We start from the raw sequence: 15,804 nt of genomic DNA, 5'->3' as shown, positions 1-15,804 counted from the left end.
ATAGTCTTGTTGTATGTTCGACAATGTTTTCCATGATTCCTTCTCATCATGCTGATTCCATCGAAAAATACCGCTACCGCATAGATTTTCTTCCACATAAGAAGTACGTATAAAGCATCGAGGACGTTACCTCATTTACTCAATTTTCCCTGACAAAAAAAAGACGCTCCTGTCTGTTTTGCAAGAGGAACGTCTCACTTGATTACTCTTACTCCCTATTTGCTTTTTTCCTCTGGAACTGTGATGGGGGCTACTGTTCCGTATTGCTGCAAATACGTTTCTACTTGCGTATGCTCTTTTACACGCTGATCGTTCAAATCGTAAGCAGATCGAATGGACATCGTCATGTTCGTGGGGAGCATCGTTTTTTTGTTGTAGTGAATCGTGTACTCTGCCTCCACTTCCATCTGGTTCACGAGCTCATTTACGTCCACCTTTTTCTTGGACTGAATCGTGGGTCCAGAATGATGGGCAGGCGCCCCTCTCCAATTTCCTTCTGAGAGTGACATCGCTAACTTTAGCTTCGGTATGTAGGGTTTCTCTCGCCCTGCTATCGATTGGACTTTTGCTCCCGACTTTGTTTGTTCTTGCATTTGAGCAACAAGCCAGCTTTTTAGTTTGGCAGAATCCAATACAACTCCAAGCGCTTCAAAATCGTCCTTTGGATTCTCATCAGGCAGCATCCGGACGTTTCGTTTCATACCGTCGATTTGCTGAAACGATGCGACGGGGTTCCAGTTGTTCATTTCTTGATGCAGGGCCGGGCTATCCCCTGAGACATGGTTCCAGCCTTCGTTTTGTCCATCCTTGGTATACAGCTTGTCACCATGGCTGAGCAAGGATAAGTCATCCACTCTGTTTTCCTCTGGTACAGAGAGCTTCACGTTCATGTAAACAGCCTCTCCGTCTTTTCTGCCCGAAAAGTTAACCATGTTCGCATTGGCACTGTTCGCCGTCAGCAGCTTGGTTTGCCCGTAGAACGCATACGATTTCTGCGCATCGAACTTGTCCCGGACTTGCTCAAACGTTGTATTCGCATCCTGCTTCACACGCATTTGATTACAGCCACCTACAACAACAGTGCACACTAGAGCCATCACGCAAATGGGCCAATACTTCTGCATAGATGCTACCCTCCCTCGGCTACCCTGGTCAGCCTCATGTAGGGGCCCAGGGTAATAGTCCCTTTTAGCGTTTCCGGGGAGGAATAGGCTTATTCTACTTGCAAGCCTCTCTTGCATAATCAGGTTTTACAGGTGGTAATACAAGACTCGATCCTGCTCTCTCACTTCAATCTGATGGAGAATCATCAACAAATCAATATGCCCCAATGTCTCGGATAACGTCAATGGCAATTCTTTTTGGTACAAGCCTGGAAATAAGAGAGCGTTCAGTTCAAAAGCTGTCTTTTCGCCATCTGCAAGAAGCCTGCGGAGCGTGTCTGTTCTCTCCCAGTTCTTTTGCAATCGAGCGAGTATGAGCTCTCGATGGTTGTAAACCGGTTCACCGTGTCCACTCAAGACTTGTTTGATCTCCATGTCCGCACACATTTGCAGCGCTGTGCGGTATTGAATCAAAGTCAGTGGTCTTGTACTCGTGCGATTCCGGGGTGGCTCAATAAACGCATTGGATGAAATTCGCTTGATGATATGGTCTCCACCAATCATGACTTGATCCTTTGCCCGATACAACGACAGATGGCTTTGGCTGTGTCCCGGCGTGTACAGTACCTGCCAGTCCTCCAAGTATGGTACCTTTTGCTCATGCTTGAGATGAAAGTCAATCTGGCTTGGCGCAGAAAACGTCTTCATCAGCTTGTGGAATTTCGAGATAATGACCATCTTTTTTTCTGGTACACCGCTCTGGATGTACAGCTCTTCGAAAAATTGATCATGAAAAGTCATAAACTGCTCATCCTGCTGTACATAGGGCGTTGCCTGCGGATGGGCAAATGTCTTCGCTCCCGATAATTCGCGTACTTTTTCTAACTGCCCGCAATGATCCACATGATGATGCGTCAGTATGACTTGCTCGATATCCTCCACGCTTACCCCAATTGATTCTAAGCCGTTTGTTAAGGCCGCCCACGCATCATCTGTCGATGGACCCACATCAACTAAGGTCAAGCGCTCCCCTTTTAGCAAGTAGACGTTTACTGCCCCTACATCAAAAGGTGTGGGTATCTCCAGACAATAAATATCAGGCGCTACCAGCGTCGCGATCCTTTGCTTGCCATCGTTCGTTGTCATTTTTTATCTACCTCTCAAGTTAATTGCCTTTTTTTCCGAAAAGAGAAAAGAGCCATTGTTTTGGCTCTAGGCGAGAACAACTTGATTCCTACCAGAATTTTTGGCTTCATACAGAGCAATATCTGCTTGATGGAACAGCGCTTCTACACTCAGGTTTACATCCATCTCCCTGCTCCATTTCGCTAGTCCACACGAGATCGTGACCTGTGGAGACGTCTCCTGCTCGACGCATTCCCGTATGCGCTCTGCTACAGAATGCGCGGTGTTTTTGTCCACACGAGGCAAATAAACAGCGAGTTCCTCTCCGCCCCATCTTGCTGCGATATCACTGTCTCGAATGCTATGTCGAATCAGATTGGAGACCTGAATCAGCACCTCGTCCCCTACCTGATGGCCAAATGTATCATTCACGGTTTTAAAATAATCAATATCAATCAAGATCAACGAGCCATAGTTGTCTTTTTGTAAGGATCCTCTTACTCGTTCATTCAAATGTCTTCTCGTGTACAGACCTGTCAAATTATCCGTAATGACCATTCGTTCCATTTCATTATGCAGGACGGCGTTGGTCATTGCCAAACTCGCGTGCTGGCCAAATATTTCGAGGAGTTTGTAGTCGTCAAAACTAAAAAAATGATAACGGGAATCTGCGACTAACAGGACTCCACTAATCTCACCCTCGACAACGAGCGGAACCCCCATGAAGGAACAGCACGAAAAGAGCGAAAAAGGGAGCGGTCCTGCCCCTGGCTGAGCCAGCAACAATGCCTGCTTGTTTTGCAAGATTTGCTGAAATGGCTTTTCTTTCGAATCGATAACCTTGCCATTAAACGCTGGTATGGAGGAAGAGAGCACATCGAAGCAATCTTCTCCCGGCGTTTTTCGCAAAATGGCACAAAACTCCGCATCAAAGGTAGCCCGCATCATCGTCGTAACAAAATCGAGAATTTCCTTTAAATCAAGACTTCTGTTCAACTGGCGTGCCATCTCATTAATCAAACGCAATTCTCGAATTAAATTGCGAGATTGCTGATAAAGCTGTGCATTTTCAAACGCAGTGCCAGCCGTATCCGCCAAGATCGAGATATAGTCCTTTTCATGCTGATTCAAGGTAATTCGTTGATCGGAGGTCACTTGCAAAACTCCGTAGATGCCTTGCTTGCCCAAGAGTGGCGCTGCGATCACCGTGACCTGCTGCTCCCCTTCTCCCACTTCTTCGGCAATGAGACGTCCTTCTAAATAGGCCTTGGTACTGGTAGACGGCTCTACTTCTTGAAAAGAAAGCTGTTTGACCGGGGTGGTTGCATTGGGTTCAACCGTCAGGAAAAGCTCTGCCGACAAGTACGGATAAAGGCTGGGAATGCTCGTCACGATTTCATGCAAAACATCATTTACATCAATCGATGCCTGAATTTTTGACATCAACTGATACAATAAATCTTTTTTGCTCGCTTCACGACGCAGGTCGTCCGACATGATCGAACGCCAAAGCGCACAGCTTGCCTTCGCGCCTATTTCCTGCAAAAAAGCCACATCCCGTTCGTCGTACACGCAATCCGTCTCTTCGGGCGGCAGATGCAAAAACAATGCGTAGAGCGGAGTTTGATTCAAGGAGACAGGAACGACGACAAGCCTGTGGTCATCCAAAATGGAAGGCATGATTTGCGTCGTACCGAATCTCGAAACCAGTTGGGCAATGTGGGTTTGTCCACCTTCGACCTCCTGCGTTGTTACGCTCTCCTGCGGAATCAACGTGGCGTCGTCCGCGAGCTTCACGGCGGAACAATAGCCTTTTTGGATAATGTCACTGATCTGACTCGTCAAGCTTTGCAGCAGCTCTTTGGTCGTATCGTGCAGCGTCAAATCCATGACAATCTGGCTTGTTACGTGTTGAATATAAGCATCATATCCCATGCGAATTAACGGCTCTAACCCGCGCATGTAAGATGACAAATCGAAATGAATTTGGTCTTGGGGCACTAACATGCCTATGACAGCTCGAACCCTTCCATCTTCTTCACACAAAGGAAAGGCTCCACACACGTTGTTCGTTTCACTGCTCGTTTTGACTACGATCTCTTTGGAGGAAAGTGCCTCTACAATAAAATCAAAGACTTTGCCAATCGATACATCGTGTTGCAGGGTAAGCCCTTGAGAATTCTGAGATGGACCAACCTGCATTTCCATGAAGTTGATTACACGGCCCCCGGAATCTGTCAAGAAAAGGATGCCTGGGCGCTTTTCCGGCCAAGATTGTAAGATAAAATGGGCCGTGTAGGAAAAGACTGTCTCTAACTTCCCCAACATTTTACTTGACACGAGAAACTCCCTCTCTCAGCATTTTCTCAAGCTTTCAAATGGTCTGTATCATTAACGGATAGAAGTTCCCACCTGCGATCTACATACCGAAATATGGTAATACCGGTATTATCGATACGTGTAATCCCCGTTCCTTGTTCTCCTACCGTCACATAATGCAAGAAGCTATTAATGAGACCGCCATGCGAGACAACGACAATCGCCTCACCCGGATGGCTCCCTGCTATTTCTGTCATGGCAGCAACAGCTCGACGCTGCATGTCTTCGAATGTCTCAATTCCACAGGAGGCTTCATCCTGATTCTCAAATCGCTCACGTATTTCTTCATAGGTGAGCCCCTCCCACTCCCCATAACAGCGCTCCCGCAAGGTTGTCCGCGTAGAAACAGAGGATTGGAAGTTACCAGCAATCTTGGCAGCCGTATCACGCGCGCGACTAAGATCACTCGAATAAAAAGCGTGAATCTTCTCGCCTCGCAACCTGTCTGCTACTTGCTCGGCTTGACGTACCCCGAGCTCGTTCAACGCGATGTCACTGTGGCCTTGTATACGACGAATCTGATTCCACTCCGTCTCTCCATGACGAATGAGATACATGATGGTTTCCAAAACGATTTATCTCCTTACCGTTCTGTATTCTTTGGATAGTATTTCTTATTATATAAGATGCCTGTTCACAATTCTAGATTGATAAAAAAACATTTGGTACAAAATTCCTATATTTCATTTCTTTCTGCAAATACCCAGGACTATTTTTCGTGGGTTTGAACTGAAACGAACTTTCAATTCCCCTCGTCAGAGGTGATAAGAAGAATATGACATCGTTGGAGGGGTTCCTATGAAACCGTGGATCATTCGATCTAGCTCATTTGTTCTATCTGCCAGTCTGTTGCTGCCTGTCGCACAAGCGCATGCACAATCACCTCATGTGAGTACCAGTAAAATGGCGACTACTGTGGCACAAGCAGACTCTGTGGCACAAGCCAAAGCAAAGCTCTCCAAGGAAGCGGCCTTGGCACTTGCTGCAAAAATTGTACCTACCGCTGGGATGACGGTGCAAAATGTGTCATTTCGTTCAGCAGATAGCTGGCGTTCATTTCCTGAATGGTCGTTTAGTTGGGTGAAGAAGGATCCAGAAAACGGTAGAGTCCTTCTATCCTATAGCGTCAGTATCCACGCTAATACAGGCGAGCTGACTTCCTACTCACGTCAAGAGCAGGAAGCATCCTCGCTTCCCTATGCAAAGCGAATTTCCTATACGGAGGCGCAAGAGCAGGCGAAGCACTTTTTCGAGAAAAACAATGCAGGAAAAGCAGCGGAAACAAGACTGTATACACGCGATATGCCAGAACCAAAAACTCCGCTGAACTCGGAAGTTTACTATAATTTCCGCTTTGTTCGTGATGTGGACGGCATTCTCTTTCCCGACAACGGCGCGGATATCACCGTAGATGCTTCCGGCAAAGTGATCAACTATTCTCTGTCTTGGAACGACGTGACCTTCGCGGATACGGATACACAAATCTCAGAAGAAGAAGCCGAGAAACTTTTTAAAGAACAAGCGAATCCAAAACCAGTTTACCTGCTGCCGTGGGAGCAGATGGAGACACAAAATAACAAGCCATCTCTCGGGTATATAAATCCCTTCCCATTCTACATTGATGCGGAGACTGGCAAAGCATTGACACAATCGTTGACCCGGTATCAACCAGCGAAGGATCCTGAGCCTGTAAGCAGCAAAGTCCTTCCTGCACGCCGCAGCGGACAACCGCTCTCCCAAGAGGAGGCTGTACAATGGGCATTGAAAGCGTTGAAGCTGTCCAACTACGAGCTTCGTTCTGCCAATTACAATGAAAAAGACTACCGTGGCAATCGTCCTGTCTGGGATCTCGAATTCGGCGAAAAAGGCAACAGCGAAGAAGGGTTTGCGTATGTTTCTGTGGATGCTGTAACTGGGGACATCTACCGGTTGAACAAGGACTTCCGCAACCATAAAGAAAAAACAACCGCTTCTAAAAAACCAGACATGGAAAAATTCAAGGCAAAGGCGATGGAAACGATACGCGAATTGGCGCCAACCATGGCCCACCAGCTTTACTGGACAGAGCGTTTTGAAGAGGAAGTCAAATACCAACCCGTTGATTCCGAGCGGACACAGATCCGATTTGAGCGTTTTATCAATGGAATAGCAGCAGCTAGCGGCTCTGCCTTCTTCACGTTTGACACAGAAACGGGCGAGCTAATGAGTTACAGTACTGAATTGGGCAGCGAAACATACCCGACACAAGTTCCCAAGCACCTGCCTGCTGCCGAAGCGAGCGAGAAGTGGTGGACCGAGACAAAAGCGGAGGCAGTATACGCCCTTGTCCCTCTTACTCCTGAGGATGCCAAACGCGTAAAAGAGCAGCCATCCTACACACCGAAACGAACCGCCAAGATCGTTTATCGGGCGACCATTACGCCATTTGAGCAGCCGTATTACCTAGACGCTGTAACAGGCGAGTGGAGCTCCAGCTCTACTGGCAAAACGCTTGTGCTGCATCGTCCCGCTCCTGCCGATTTGAAGGGGCATCCAGCAGAGAAGGAACTCTCGCTGATGTATGAATACGATGCACTAACACTTGAAAACGGTAATATTATGCCGCAAAAACCGATCACACGTGGTGAAATGATTGAGATGCTCATGATCAGTCTCAACCAAGGCAGACACTATCCACAGTACTCTTTGGAACGAAAGGCCACCTACAGCGATGTGGCAAATGGTTCGCGCTTCTTCTCAGCCGTAGAAGGTGCTGTTGATCGCGGACTTCTCGATAAAAATGCTTCCAAGCTGAACCCAAATGAGACGATTACGCGCGAAGAGCTCGCTGATATGATTGTTCGTGCACTCGGTTACAAAAAACTGACGGACTTCCCTGGCATGTTCCAGTCTGAGCTCTCAGACATTGCCAATTCCAAGTACCGCGGTTCGATCGTGATCGCGACTACCCTCGGTATTGTGCCGACCGATAAGCAGAAATTCCAGCCGCAAAGCATCGTCCCTCGTGCCGATGCAGCCATTACCTTTACCCGTTTCCTCGAAAAACGGGATACGCAAGACGGACCGGTTACTTTGTTGCGAAAATAACACCCAAAAAGCGCCATCCATGCCACTTCTTGCGGCGGATGGCGCGCTTCTTTTCCCTTGACTTTACTATATCGCGCCTAGTATTATTGAATGTATGTGTACAGGGTAGCATTGATTGTAGGTAAAAACGGAAGGATGTACCCTCTTAGTTCCCTCCCTTTACAGACTGCGGCTGATCATCTGTGAGGAGCACGATGCGGAAACGCTACCGTCCGAAGTTCGTGTAGATAAAGTAGGAACTAACCTGCCGGAAGTAAACACCTGCGAATCCATATTAAAGGAGAATGAAAACATGTCACGTTACACAGGACCTCGCCACAAACTGGCTCGCCGTCTGGGTATTTCCCTCGATGGTACAGGAAAAGACATCAAACGCAACTTCCCTCCAGGTCAACACGGTCACAACAACCGTCGTAAACTGAGCGAGTACGGAATCCAGTTGCAAGAAAAGCAAAAACTGCGCCACATGTTTGGCCTTAACGAAAAACAATTCCGCCGCACTTTCGACAATGCTAGCAAAATGGCTGGCGTAGTGGGCGAAAACTTCATGAAATTGCTGGAATCCCGTCTGGACAACCTGGTATACCGCATGGGCTTTGCTCCAACTCGCCCAGCTGCTCGTCAGTTGGTAAACCATGGTCACTTCCTGGTAAACGGCAAAAAAGTAAACATCCCATCCTACCGCGTACAACCGGGTGATGTAATCTCCATTCGTGAAAAGTCCCGTGGTCTGCAACTGATCAAGGACGCTCTGGAAGGTCGCACTTTCCTGCCGAACTACGTTACATTCAACGATGCTGCTGCTGAAGGTACCTTCACTCGTCTGCCAGACCGTGAAGAAATGCCAGCTGAAATCAACGAAGTTCTGATCGTTGAGTTCTACAGCCGTTAATCGTCTGAGGATAAAAAGAAAAAGAGTAGTGCCGCTTGTCGGCCTGCTCTTTTTTTTATGTATTTGCTTTATGCCACGCTTTCGCCCGCGCCAACACCTCTCGGACGAATTCATTTTTCTGATTGGAATAGTCCAACAGGGTTAGTGCCCCTTTTTGCTACCATCCTATCAATAGCCGTGCTCCCAAAATGCTCAATCGCTTCCACCCAGTCAGCCAGATGCACGGAGAGTAGATGCTGCTCCTCTATAAACATCCTCGACCAGGTTTCTGTGAAGCCTTCGAGATGAATCGACTCGTCTATGTTCCTTTGTCTCCTTCTCTGAAATCTATTGTCTGATCCCACTCTGTAAGCTTAACAATGCCTGTGAAATGCAATCAATCACATGTCGTTGACAGCATTCAACGATTTTTGACACATTTTGCTATCTCCTACGCATTTTCTATCCTCTAGGTTCCTCCTATGGTATAATCAGGGGGTATGCTAGGGGGTCGTAGATTATGTCGAATAACCACACATCTTCCTCTGAACCGACGAAGAAAAAGCGACGCAGAAGCCGCAGTAGAACGTTCTGGATCATCTTCCAAATCGTCTTCGTGCTAGGGCTAATGGGTGCTGCAGTCGCGGGAGGAATCGTGACAGGTTATGTTGCCGCACTCGTGAAGGACGAGCCTGTGCGCAGCAAGGAGGAACTGGAGAATAAAATCTTCACCAACTATCTGACTGGATTCGCCTACTACAACGACGGCTCTCTGATCGGCCAATTGCGGGCAGAAGAAGGCGATCGACGTTTAGTGAAGAAAGCAGATGTTTCTCCCTATTTAATTAATGCCATCATCGCAACGGAAGACAAAACCTACTATCACCACTCCGGAGTTTCGCTTCAATCTACCATGCGCGGAGCCATTCAGGAAATTACCAACCAGCCTGTCGTAACAGGTGGTAGTACAATTACACAGCAGCTTGTAAAAAATACAATCCTTTCTGCTGAAGTTAGCCACACCCGTAAGGCACGTGAAATCTTTACCGCGATTCGAATCGAGCGGATGTTTTCCAAAGATCAGATTCTGGAAGCCTACATGAATGAAATTTACTTCGGAAAAAACGCCAACGGATCAAACGTATACGGCGTTCAGGCTGCCGCGAAAGGGATTTTTGGCAAAGATGTAAAAGAGCTCGGGCTTGCTGAGGGCTCCTATCTTGCGGGCATGATTCAAAACCCAGGTGCCTACTCTCCATTCCGTGCAGAAAGCTATCAGCGCGGGAAGGAACGCCAAAAAATGGTGCTGGATCGCATGCTGGAAAATGGCTATATCACACAAACTCAATACGATGGAGCTATCGCCGGTGATTTGAAGGCACAGCTAGCAAAACCGACGCAGCAAGCTTATCGAGAAGTACCTTTCTTGATGATGGAAATTGAAGATCGTGCCGCGCGTCAACTTGTGGATGCAGACCTCTTGGAAAAAGGACGTGACAAATCAACCATCGGCCGCAACGAATACCGACAGCTGGTTGAAGAGAAACGTCGCGACATACTGCGAAAAGGGTACAAGATACATACCACGATCGACAAGAGCGTATATGACATCATGCAGGCTGTTGCAACCGACCCGAAAAACTTCGGTAAGAATCGTACCTATACGATTCGTCGCTCTAACGGCAAAACAGAAAAAATCGAAAATGCGCTGGAAGAAGTCGGCGCAATGCTGATTCACAACAAAACAGGAGCCATCCTCGGCATGATCGGGGGACGGGACTTTACGGTGGAACAGACAAACCACGCCACTGTACCTCGTCAGCCAGGTTCTGCCATGAAGCCACTTGCCGCTTATGCTCCTGCTTTTGAACTGGGATTGCTCCAGCCAGCGTCTCCAATCGATGACGCTCCGGTGCTACTCGCTGACGGCCAGAACGGTTCCCATTTACCAAAGAACTGGAACAACAAATGGCAAGGGATGATGAGTGCCCGCGAAGCGTTGCGGATGTCCTGGAACATTCCGGCGATCAAGACGTATTTGAAAGTTGGCATTCCAACGGCTCTCGAATACGTAAAGAAAATGGGAATCACTACATTGGTAGATGCTGACAACTATGCAGCAACTGGTGTAATTGGCGGTCTTACCTACGGAACAACTGTTGAGGAAATTACAAACGCCTATGGGACGTTCGCAAATCATGGTTCTTTCGTGGATGCCTATCTGATTGACCGAATTGAAGATAGCACCGGAAAAGTAATTTACCGCCATGAGACTAAACCAGTGCAAGTGTACAGCGAGCAAACAGCATACTTGATCACTGATATGATGCGTTCCGTTGTCAATAACGGTACTGGTACACACATCCGCAAATACGTGCCGCGCAAAGTCGATGTGGCAGGTAAAACCGGAACAACGAACAACAGCAACGACCTCTATTTCGTCGGTTACACGCCAGAGCTGTCCATGGGGGTATGGGTTGGCTTTGACGAGCCATATCCAATGCCAGACGCAGACAAATATGTTCCGATGGTCGTATGGGGTAAGGTCATGAAGGACGTCATAGCAAAGCATCCGAACCTTTCAGCTCCTGACTCCAGCTTTAAAAAGCCCGCGGGAATTGTCAGCGCGACTGTTGACTCGAAATCAGGTCTTTTGCCAAGTGAGCTATCAAAAGAAGCTGGCCATTTGATCACTGATATATTCAACAGCAAGTTCGTTCCGAAGAAGGTGGACGATACCCACCAAAAAGCACGCGTGATTACGTATAATGGCGAACGATATTTGGCGAAGGAAGGAACACCTGAGGATTTTGTTACCGAAGGCGTCTTCTACCGCTCACCTGATCCACTTCCTACCAAGGAGCAAATTCAAGCGAAAAACAGTAGGGTCTCCACCCAACCACCAGATTGGGAGCAGCGCCTTCCTGACAAAGAAGATCCTCGCACAGAGGCAGGAGGAGCGCCATCTTCGCCAAGTGGTGTAACAGCTACAGGCTCAGGCAAGCAAATCACGCTTTCCTGGCAATCAGCCAAAGAAGCTGACTTGGTCGGTTATCGCATCTACCGCGCTGATATGCAGAACGGCTTTGTCAAAGTAGCGACTGTGAAAGATCCATCGGAATTGACTTTTGCTGATACGACTGCCATTCATCGGGATTTAGGCTATTATGTCACTTCTGTGGATATCGCTGGCCATGAATCGCAGCCTTCCGCAATTGCATCTGTCGGTTCAACACAGACATGGCAATTGCCTGATCCAAATCAAGGTGCGGAAACAGGCATCCCGAATCCGATGGACAATAACGGGAATGGCCAAACAGATCCAGGCGGAACTTCGACTGACCCAACAGATGGATCAGGAGGTACGAATACAAACACAGATTCCGCTTCACCACCTGCTGCTCCGAAATCCTTGTCTATCAAAAACACGTCTAACGGTTGGCAGCTAAAGTGGAAAGGAAGCAGCTCGTCTGAGCAGATGTACAACGTGTACTTTAGCCCAGACTCAGCAAGCGGCTATTTGCTACTCGGTACAGTCGCTAGTACAAGCTTTACTCACGCAGCAGAAGTACCGAATGGCAGCAACTATTACATTACCGCAGTCAACAGTTACGGAGAATCGCCACATTCTAACATCGTAACTGCCAACACCTCAGAATAAACTGGAATGACAACTGACAGAGATGGTTAGACGCCATCTCTGTTTTTCTACAATCGTAAGGGGGGGAACTGATGGAGCACGTCAAACGCTATCATTCATTGAGTTTAATGGTGAACAACAAGGAGCTGCTCGTCGAAGGACCGATTACAGGAAGTTATCTGGCCTCATTACGCTTTGATGAGGGACTGAAAGCTTTTCGTATCCCTGAACAGCAGCATGAAGCTCTCATAGAAATCGCTGATTTGCCTGAAGGGCGCATTATCATTGCACGCGAAGGAGACCTCGTCCTCGGCTACGTGACCTTTCTGCATCCCGATCCACTGGAGCGATGGTCACAAGCGCAACTGCCCGATTTGCTGGAGCTGGGCGCGATCGAAATCAGTCACAAAGTGAGAGCGGGTGGCGTAGGCAAAAAGCTGCTAGAAGTTGCCTTCCTGGATGACGCCATGGAAGACTACGTCATTATTACAACGGAGTATTATTGGCATTGGGACCTGAAAGGAACAGGACTCGATGTATGGCAATACAGAAAGGTCATGGAAAAGGTCATGGGCAGCGCAGGCCTGAGCTGGATGGCGACTGACGACCCGGAAATATGCTCACATCCCGCCAACTGTCTCATGGCCAAAATCGGCAAGCGTGTACCGCCAGAAACAGTCGTTGCCTTTGATGCTATGCGGTTTCAAAATCGTTTTCTTTACTAGTTTGGATGCCTTTTGATTCCAGGAGGTCACTCTTATGCGTATTGAAGAGATTATGCGAAAAAAAATGGTCACGATCCAGCCATCCACTACAATCGGAGAAGCGCTTCTTCTCCTCCGTGCAAACAGAATCAGGCATTTGCCTGTCATTGAAAACGACTCACTCGTAGGCATTGTCTCAGACCGTGATCTGCGAGACGCTCTCCCCTCTCGTCTGCTGACACATGACGATGACGACACCGTCCTGCACAAGCCTGTAGCTGATATCATGAATCAACAAGTCATCACTGCCCACCCACTGGATTTCATCGAAGACGCAGCCCTCCAACTATACGAGCACAAAATCGGCTCACTACCCATCGTCGAAGGAAATCGACTCGTAGGATTGATTACGGAATCGGATCTTTTCTCTAGCCTGATTGAACTGTTCGGCGTTAACAAACCTAGCTCCCATATCGAAGTAGAAGTAGACGACCGCGTCGGCATGCTGGCAGAAGTCAGTCAAGTCTTTCGCGATGCACAAGTAAATGTCACGAGCGTCGTGGTCTTTCCCGGGAAAAAGCCCGCGAAAAAGAACCTTGTTTTTCGGGTACAGACTATTGATCCGCGTATCGTGACGCAATTGCTCCTTGAAAAAGGCTTTTCCGTAATCGGCCCTACGGAAGGAGGGATACCCCAGTGAGCCGAAATGCTCGTCTGATCTACTCTCCAGACTACACGCAATATTATTTTCATGATGATCATCCGTTCAACCAGCGTCGTCTGCTCCTCACACACGATCTGATGAGCAGTTACGGAATACTGAAAGACGCAGATATCCTGGCACCCCGACCAGCAACAGATGAAGAACTCGCCCTGGTGCATGACCCACGCTATATCCAATTTGTTCGCGATCAGGGCCATAGTGAACACGAGCTTCCGCAGGCTGCCAGTTATGGCTTGGGAACAGAGGACGTTCCCTGTTTTTCGAACATGCATGAAGCGTCCTCGCTGATCGTCGGAGGTACGTTAAATGCAGTGGACGCGGTTATGAGTGGACAGGCCGAACACGCCTTCAATCCCGCCGGCGGACTGCACCATGCCTTTCGTGGACGCGCCTCTGGCTTTTGTATTTACAATGATTGCTCCGTCGCGATCGCTTATTTGCGAAAAAACTGGAATGCGCGCGTGCTGTATATTGACACTGATGCCCATCATGGTGATGGGGTACAATGGGCGTTTTACGATGACCCTCATGTACTGACTGTATCCATTCACGAAACAGGAAAGTATCTCTTCCCAGGAACAGGAAATTTGTCTGAGCGTGGAGATGGAAGCGGTTATGGTTATTCTGTCAACGTTCCGCTCGATGCCTTTACCGAAGACGATTCTTTTCTGGAAGTATATGATGAGCTGGTGTCAAAGCTAGCGGCTGGCTTCAAGCCTGATGTCATCCTGACCCAGAATGGTTGTGACGCTCATGCGTACGATCCCCTCACCCATTTGTCTTGCTCGATGAAAATTTATCAAGCGATTCCTCGTCTTGCTCACCGTCTCGCTCATGAATATTGTGACGGTCGCTGGATTGCAGTAGGCGGCGGGGGCTACGATATTTGGCGGGTGGTGCCGCGGGCGTGGACGCTGGTATGGAGTGAGATGAGCGACCAGCCTCTTACGGACGGTTCTCTTCCCGAAGCCTGGCTCAAGCGCTGGCAACCTGAGACAGATTTACCCTTGCCACCACGGCTTTTTGACGAACCATTCCCAACAATCCCACGACGAGCAGAGATCACGGAAAAAAATCGGCTTACGTTAGAACGTGCGATGTTGCACGCACCTACTGGATCAGAGAAGTAAGAAAACCTCTACCGAAAAAAAGCGTGCTGTCCTCGTACCTTTGGGTACTGGTCAGCACGCTTTTTCTATTCCAAACTCTTATTTCACTAGCTCTTCCAGCTCAGACGGTGCAAAGCCTTTTACCGCTTTATCGCCTACGACGGTTACAGGCACACCCATGAAGCCAAAGCGCTCTACTTCCTCTTGATAGGCACGACTCGTCATGACATCGCGCACTTCAAAGGAAACACCTTTTGCTGTCAGCCAATTCTTAACCATGTCACAATCCACACAGTTTTTCGTCGAGTAGACAATCACTCCCGCAGCTGTCGCTGCTTGTGTAGCTGTCAGCATGTTACGGACAATGGCGTAGGAGCGTTGGGAAGCCAGCTTGGTAAATTCCACGAAGTTTACATGCGCGGAGCCGTCTGCTTTATCCGACATCGAGCGAACTACGACAAACGGCACGCCATTCATCCCACATACTTGTCCTACAGATGCCCCTTCCATTTCGGTGCAGTGTGCTGCAAATTGCTCATACAGCCATTGAACCTTTTCCCGACTGGCAACAAACTGGTCGCCAGACAGGATACGACCGCTCACTACTTGAACTCCCGCTTCCAGCTCCTTGCCCGCATCGATCGCTTGCTGCATCAGCCCAGCATCCGCTTGCCAGGTCCATTGCTCTGTAAACGGAATCTGTCCTGGCTCAAAGCCAAGTGGTGTCACATCAATATCATGTTGGATGCAATCCGTCGAAACCACAATGTCACCAATATTTAATTCAGGGTGAACAGCTCCTGCCACACCTGTGAAAATGACTCGTTCCACTTGGAATGAATCAATGAGGATTTGTGTCGTCACGGCAGCATTCACCTTGCCAACACCTGATTTGCACAGCACGACATCCTTGCCTTCCATTTTACCTGTGTAATAGGTAATGCCTGCTTTGGTGGCAGTAGTCGTCTCTTGCATCGCTTCCAAGTAAAGCGCGATTTCTTCATCCATCGCGCCAATAATTCCGTAACGCATTTCCCATCCCCCTCTTGCTGTCAATTACCA

General features: G+C 48.3%; 12 protein-coding genes. 6 read left to right on the top strand and 6 right to left on the bottom strand.

The genetic code is table 11. The features are described from left to right. Positions 1-215: 215 nt before the first annotated feature. The 4 genes from HP570_RS24455 to HP570_RS24440 form a co-directional block, all read right to left on the bottom strand. Positions 216-1,124: a DUF6612 family protein gene (locus tag HP570_RS24455; RefSeq protein WP_015892398.1), complete on the bottom strand. Its 909-nt coding sequence runs from the start codon at positions 1,122-1,124 to the stop codon at positions 216-218. A gap of 126 nt (positions 1,125-1,250) precedes the next feature. Next, positions 1,251-2,249: an MBL fold metallo-hydrolase gene (locus HP570_RS24450; RefSeq protein ID WP_015892399.1), complete on the bottom strand. Its 999-nt coding sequence runs from the start codon at positions 2,247-2,249 to the stop codon at positions 1,251-1,253. Between the two features lie 66 nt (positions 2,250-2,315). Continuing rightward, positions 2,316-4,556: a sensor domain-containing diguanylate cyclase gene (locus tag HP570_RS24445; RefSeq protein ID WP_173627485.1), complete on the bottom strand. Its 2,241-nt coding sequence runs from the start codon at positions 4,554-4,556 to the stop codon at positions 2,316-2,318. Positions 4,557-4,594: 38 nt separating this feature from the next. Continuing rightward, on the bottom strand, positions 4,595-5,176 hold the full coding sequence (locus tag HP570_RS24440; protein ID WP_016742108.1) for a histidine phosphatase family protein: 582 nt from the start codon (positions 5,174-5,176) through the stop codon (positions 4,595-4,597). 229 nt (positions 5,177-5,405) lie between these two features. Here HP570_RS24440 and HP570_RS24435 point away from each other — a divergent pair, with 229 nt between their 5' ends. Then, positions 5,406-7,694 (top strand): S-layer homology domain-containing protein, encoded by a 2,289-nt coding sequence (locus tag HP570_RS24435; protein WP_173627458.1) that lies wholly within the window; start codon positions 5,406-5,408, stop codon positions 7,692-7,694. A 292-nt stretch (positions 7,695-7,986) separates the two neighbouring features. Continuing rightward, complete coding sequence (gene rpsD / locus HP570_RS24430) at positions 7,987-8,586, top strand: 30S ribosomal protein S4 (RefSeq protein WP_015892403.1); 600 nt, start codon at positions 7,987-7,989, stop codon at positions 8,584-8,586. Between the two features lie 110 nt (positions 8,587-8,696). Here the strand turns inward: rpsD and HP570_RS30080 are convergent, their stop codons facing one another. Next, on the bottom strand, positions 8,697-8,840 hold the full coding sequence (locus HP570_RS30080) for a GrpB family protein (protein ID WP_173627457.1): 144 nt from the start codon (positions 8,838-8,840) through the stop codon (positions 8,697-8,699). Positions 8,841-9,085: 245 nt separating this feature from the next. Here HP570_RS30080 and HP570_RS24420 point away from each other — a divergent pair, with 245 nt between their 5' ends. The 4 genes from HP570_RS24420 (at position 9,086) to HP570_RS24405 (ending at position 14,763) form a co-directional block, all read left to right on the top strand. Further along, the gene (locus HP570_RS24420) at positions 9,086-12,226 is read left to right on the top strand and encodes a penicillin-binding protein 1A (RefSeq protein WP_173627456.1); all 3,141 of its coding nucleotides are present in this window, start codon (positions 9,086-9,088) and stop codon (positions 12,224-12,226) included. Between the two features lie 71 nt (positions 12,227-12,297). Next, a complete protein-coding gene (locus HP570_RS24415) occupies positions 12,298-12,930 on the top strand; it encodes a hypothetical protein (protein WP_047071930.1) in 633 nt (210 codons plus the stop codon). 34 nt (positions 12,931-12,964) lie between these two features. After that, positions 12,965-13,609, top strand: a complete 645-nt coding sequence (locus HP570_RS24410) for a CBS and ACT domain-containing protein (protein WP_015892408.1) — start codon at positions 12,965-12,967, stop codon at positions 13,607-13,609. After that, the gene (locus HP570_RS24405) at positions 13,606-14,763 is read left to right on the top strand and encodes an acetoin utilization protein AcuC (RefSeq protein WP_087346531.1); all 1,158 of its coding nucleotides are present in this window, start codon (positions 13,606-13,608) and stop codon (positions 14,761-14,763) included. Before HP570_RS24410 ends, HP570_RS24405 begins: the two co-directional genes overlap by 4 nt. 78 nt (positions 14,764-14,841) lie before the next feature. Here the strand turns inward: HP570_RS24405 and HP570_RS24400 are convergent, their stop codons facing one another. Continuing rightward, positions 14,842-15,774: a 5'-methylthioadenosine/adenosylhomocysteine nucleosidase gene (locus tag HP570_RS24400; protein ID WP_173627455.1), complete on the bottom strand. Its 933-nt coding sequence runs from the start codon at positions 15,772-15,774 to the stop codon at positions 14,842-14,844. Between the last annotated feature and the right edge of the window lie 30 nt (positions 15,775-15,804).

This window comes from Brevibacillus sp. RS1.1, from assembly GCF_013284365.1.
Taxonomy (GTDB): domain Bacteria; phylum Bacillota; class Bacilli; order Brevibacillales; family Brevibacillaceae; genus Brevibacillus; species Brevibacillus brevis_D.
Note: the sequence above shows the minus strand (reverse complement) of the source record. Positions and strands in the feature narration are given on the sequence as shown.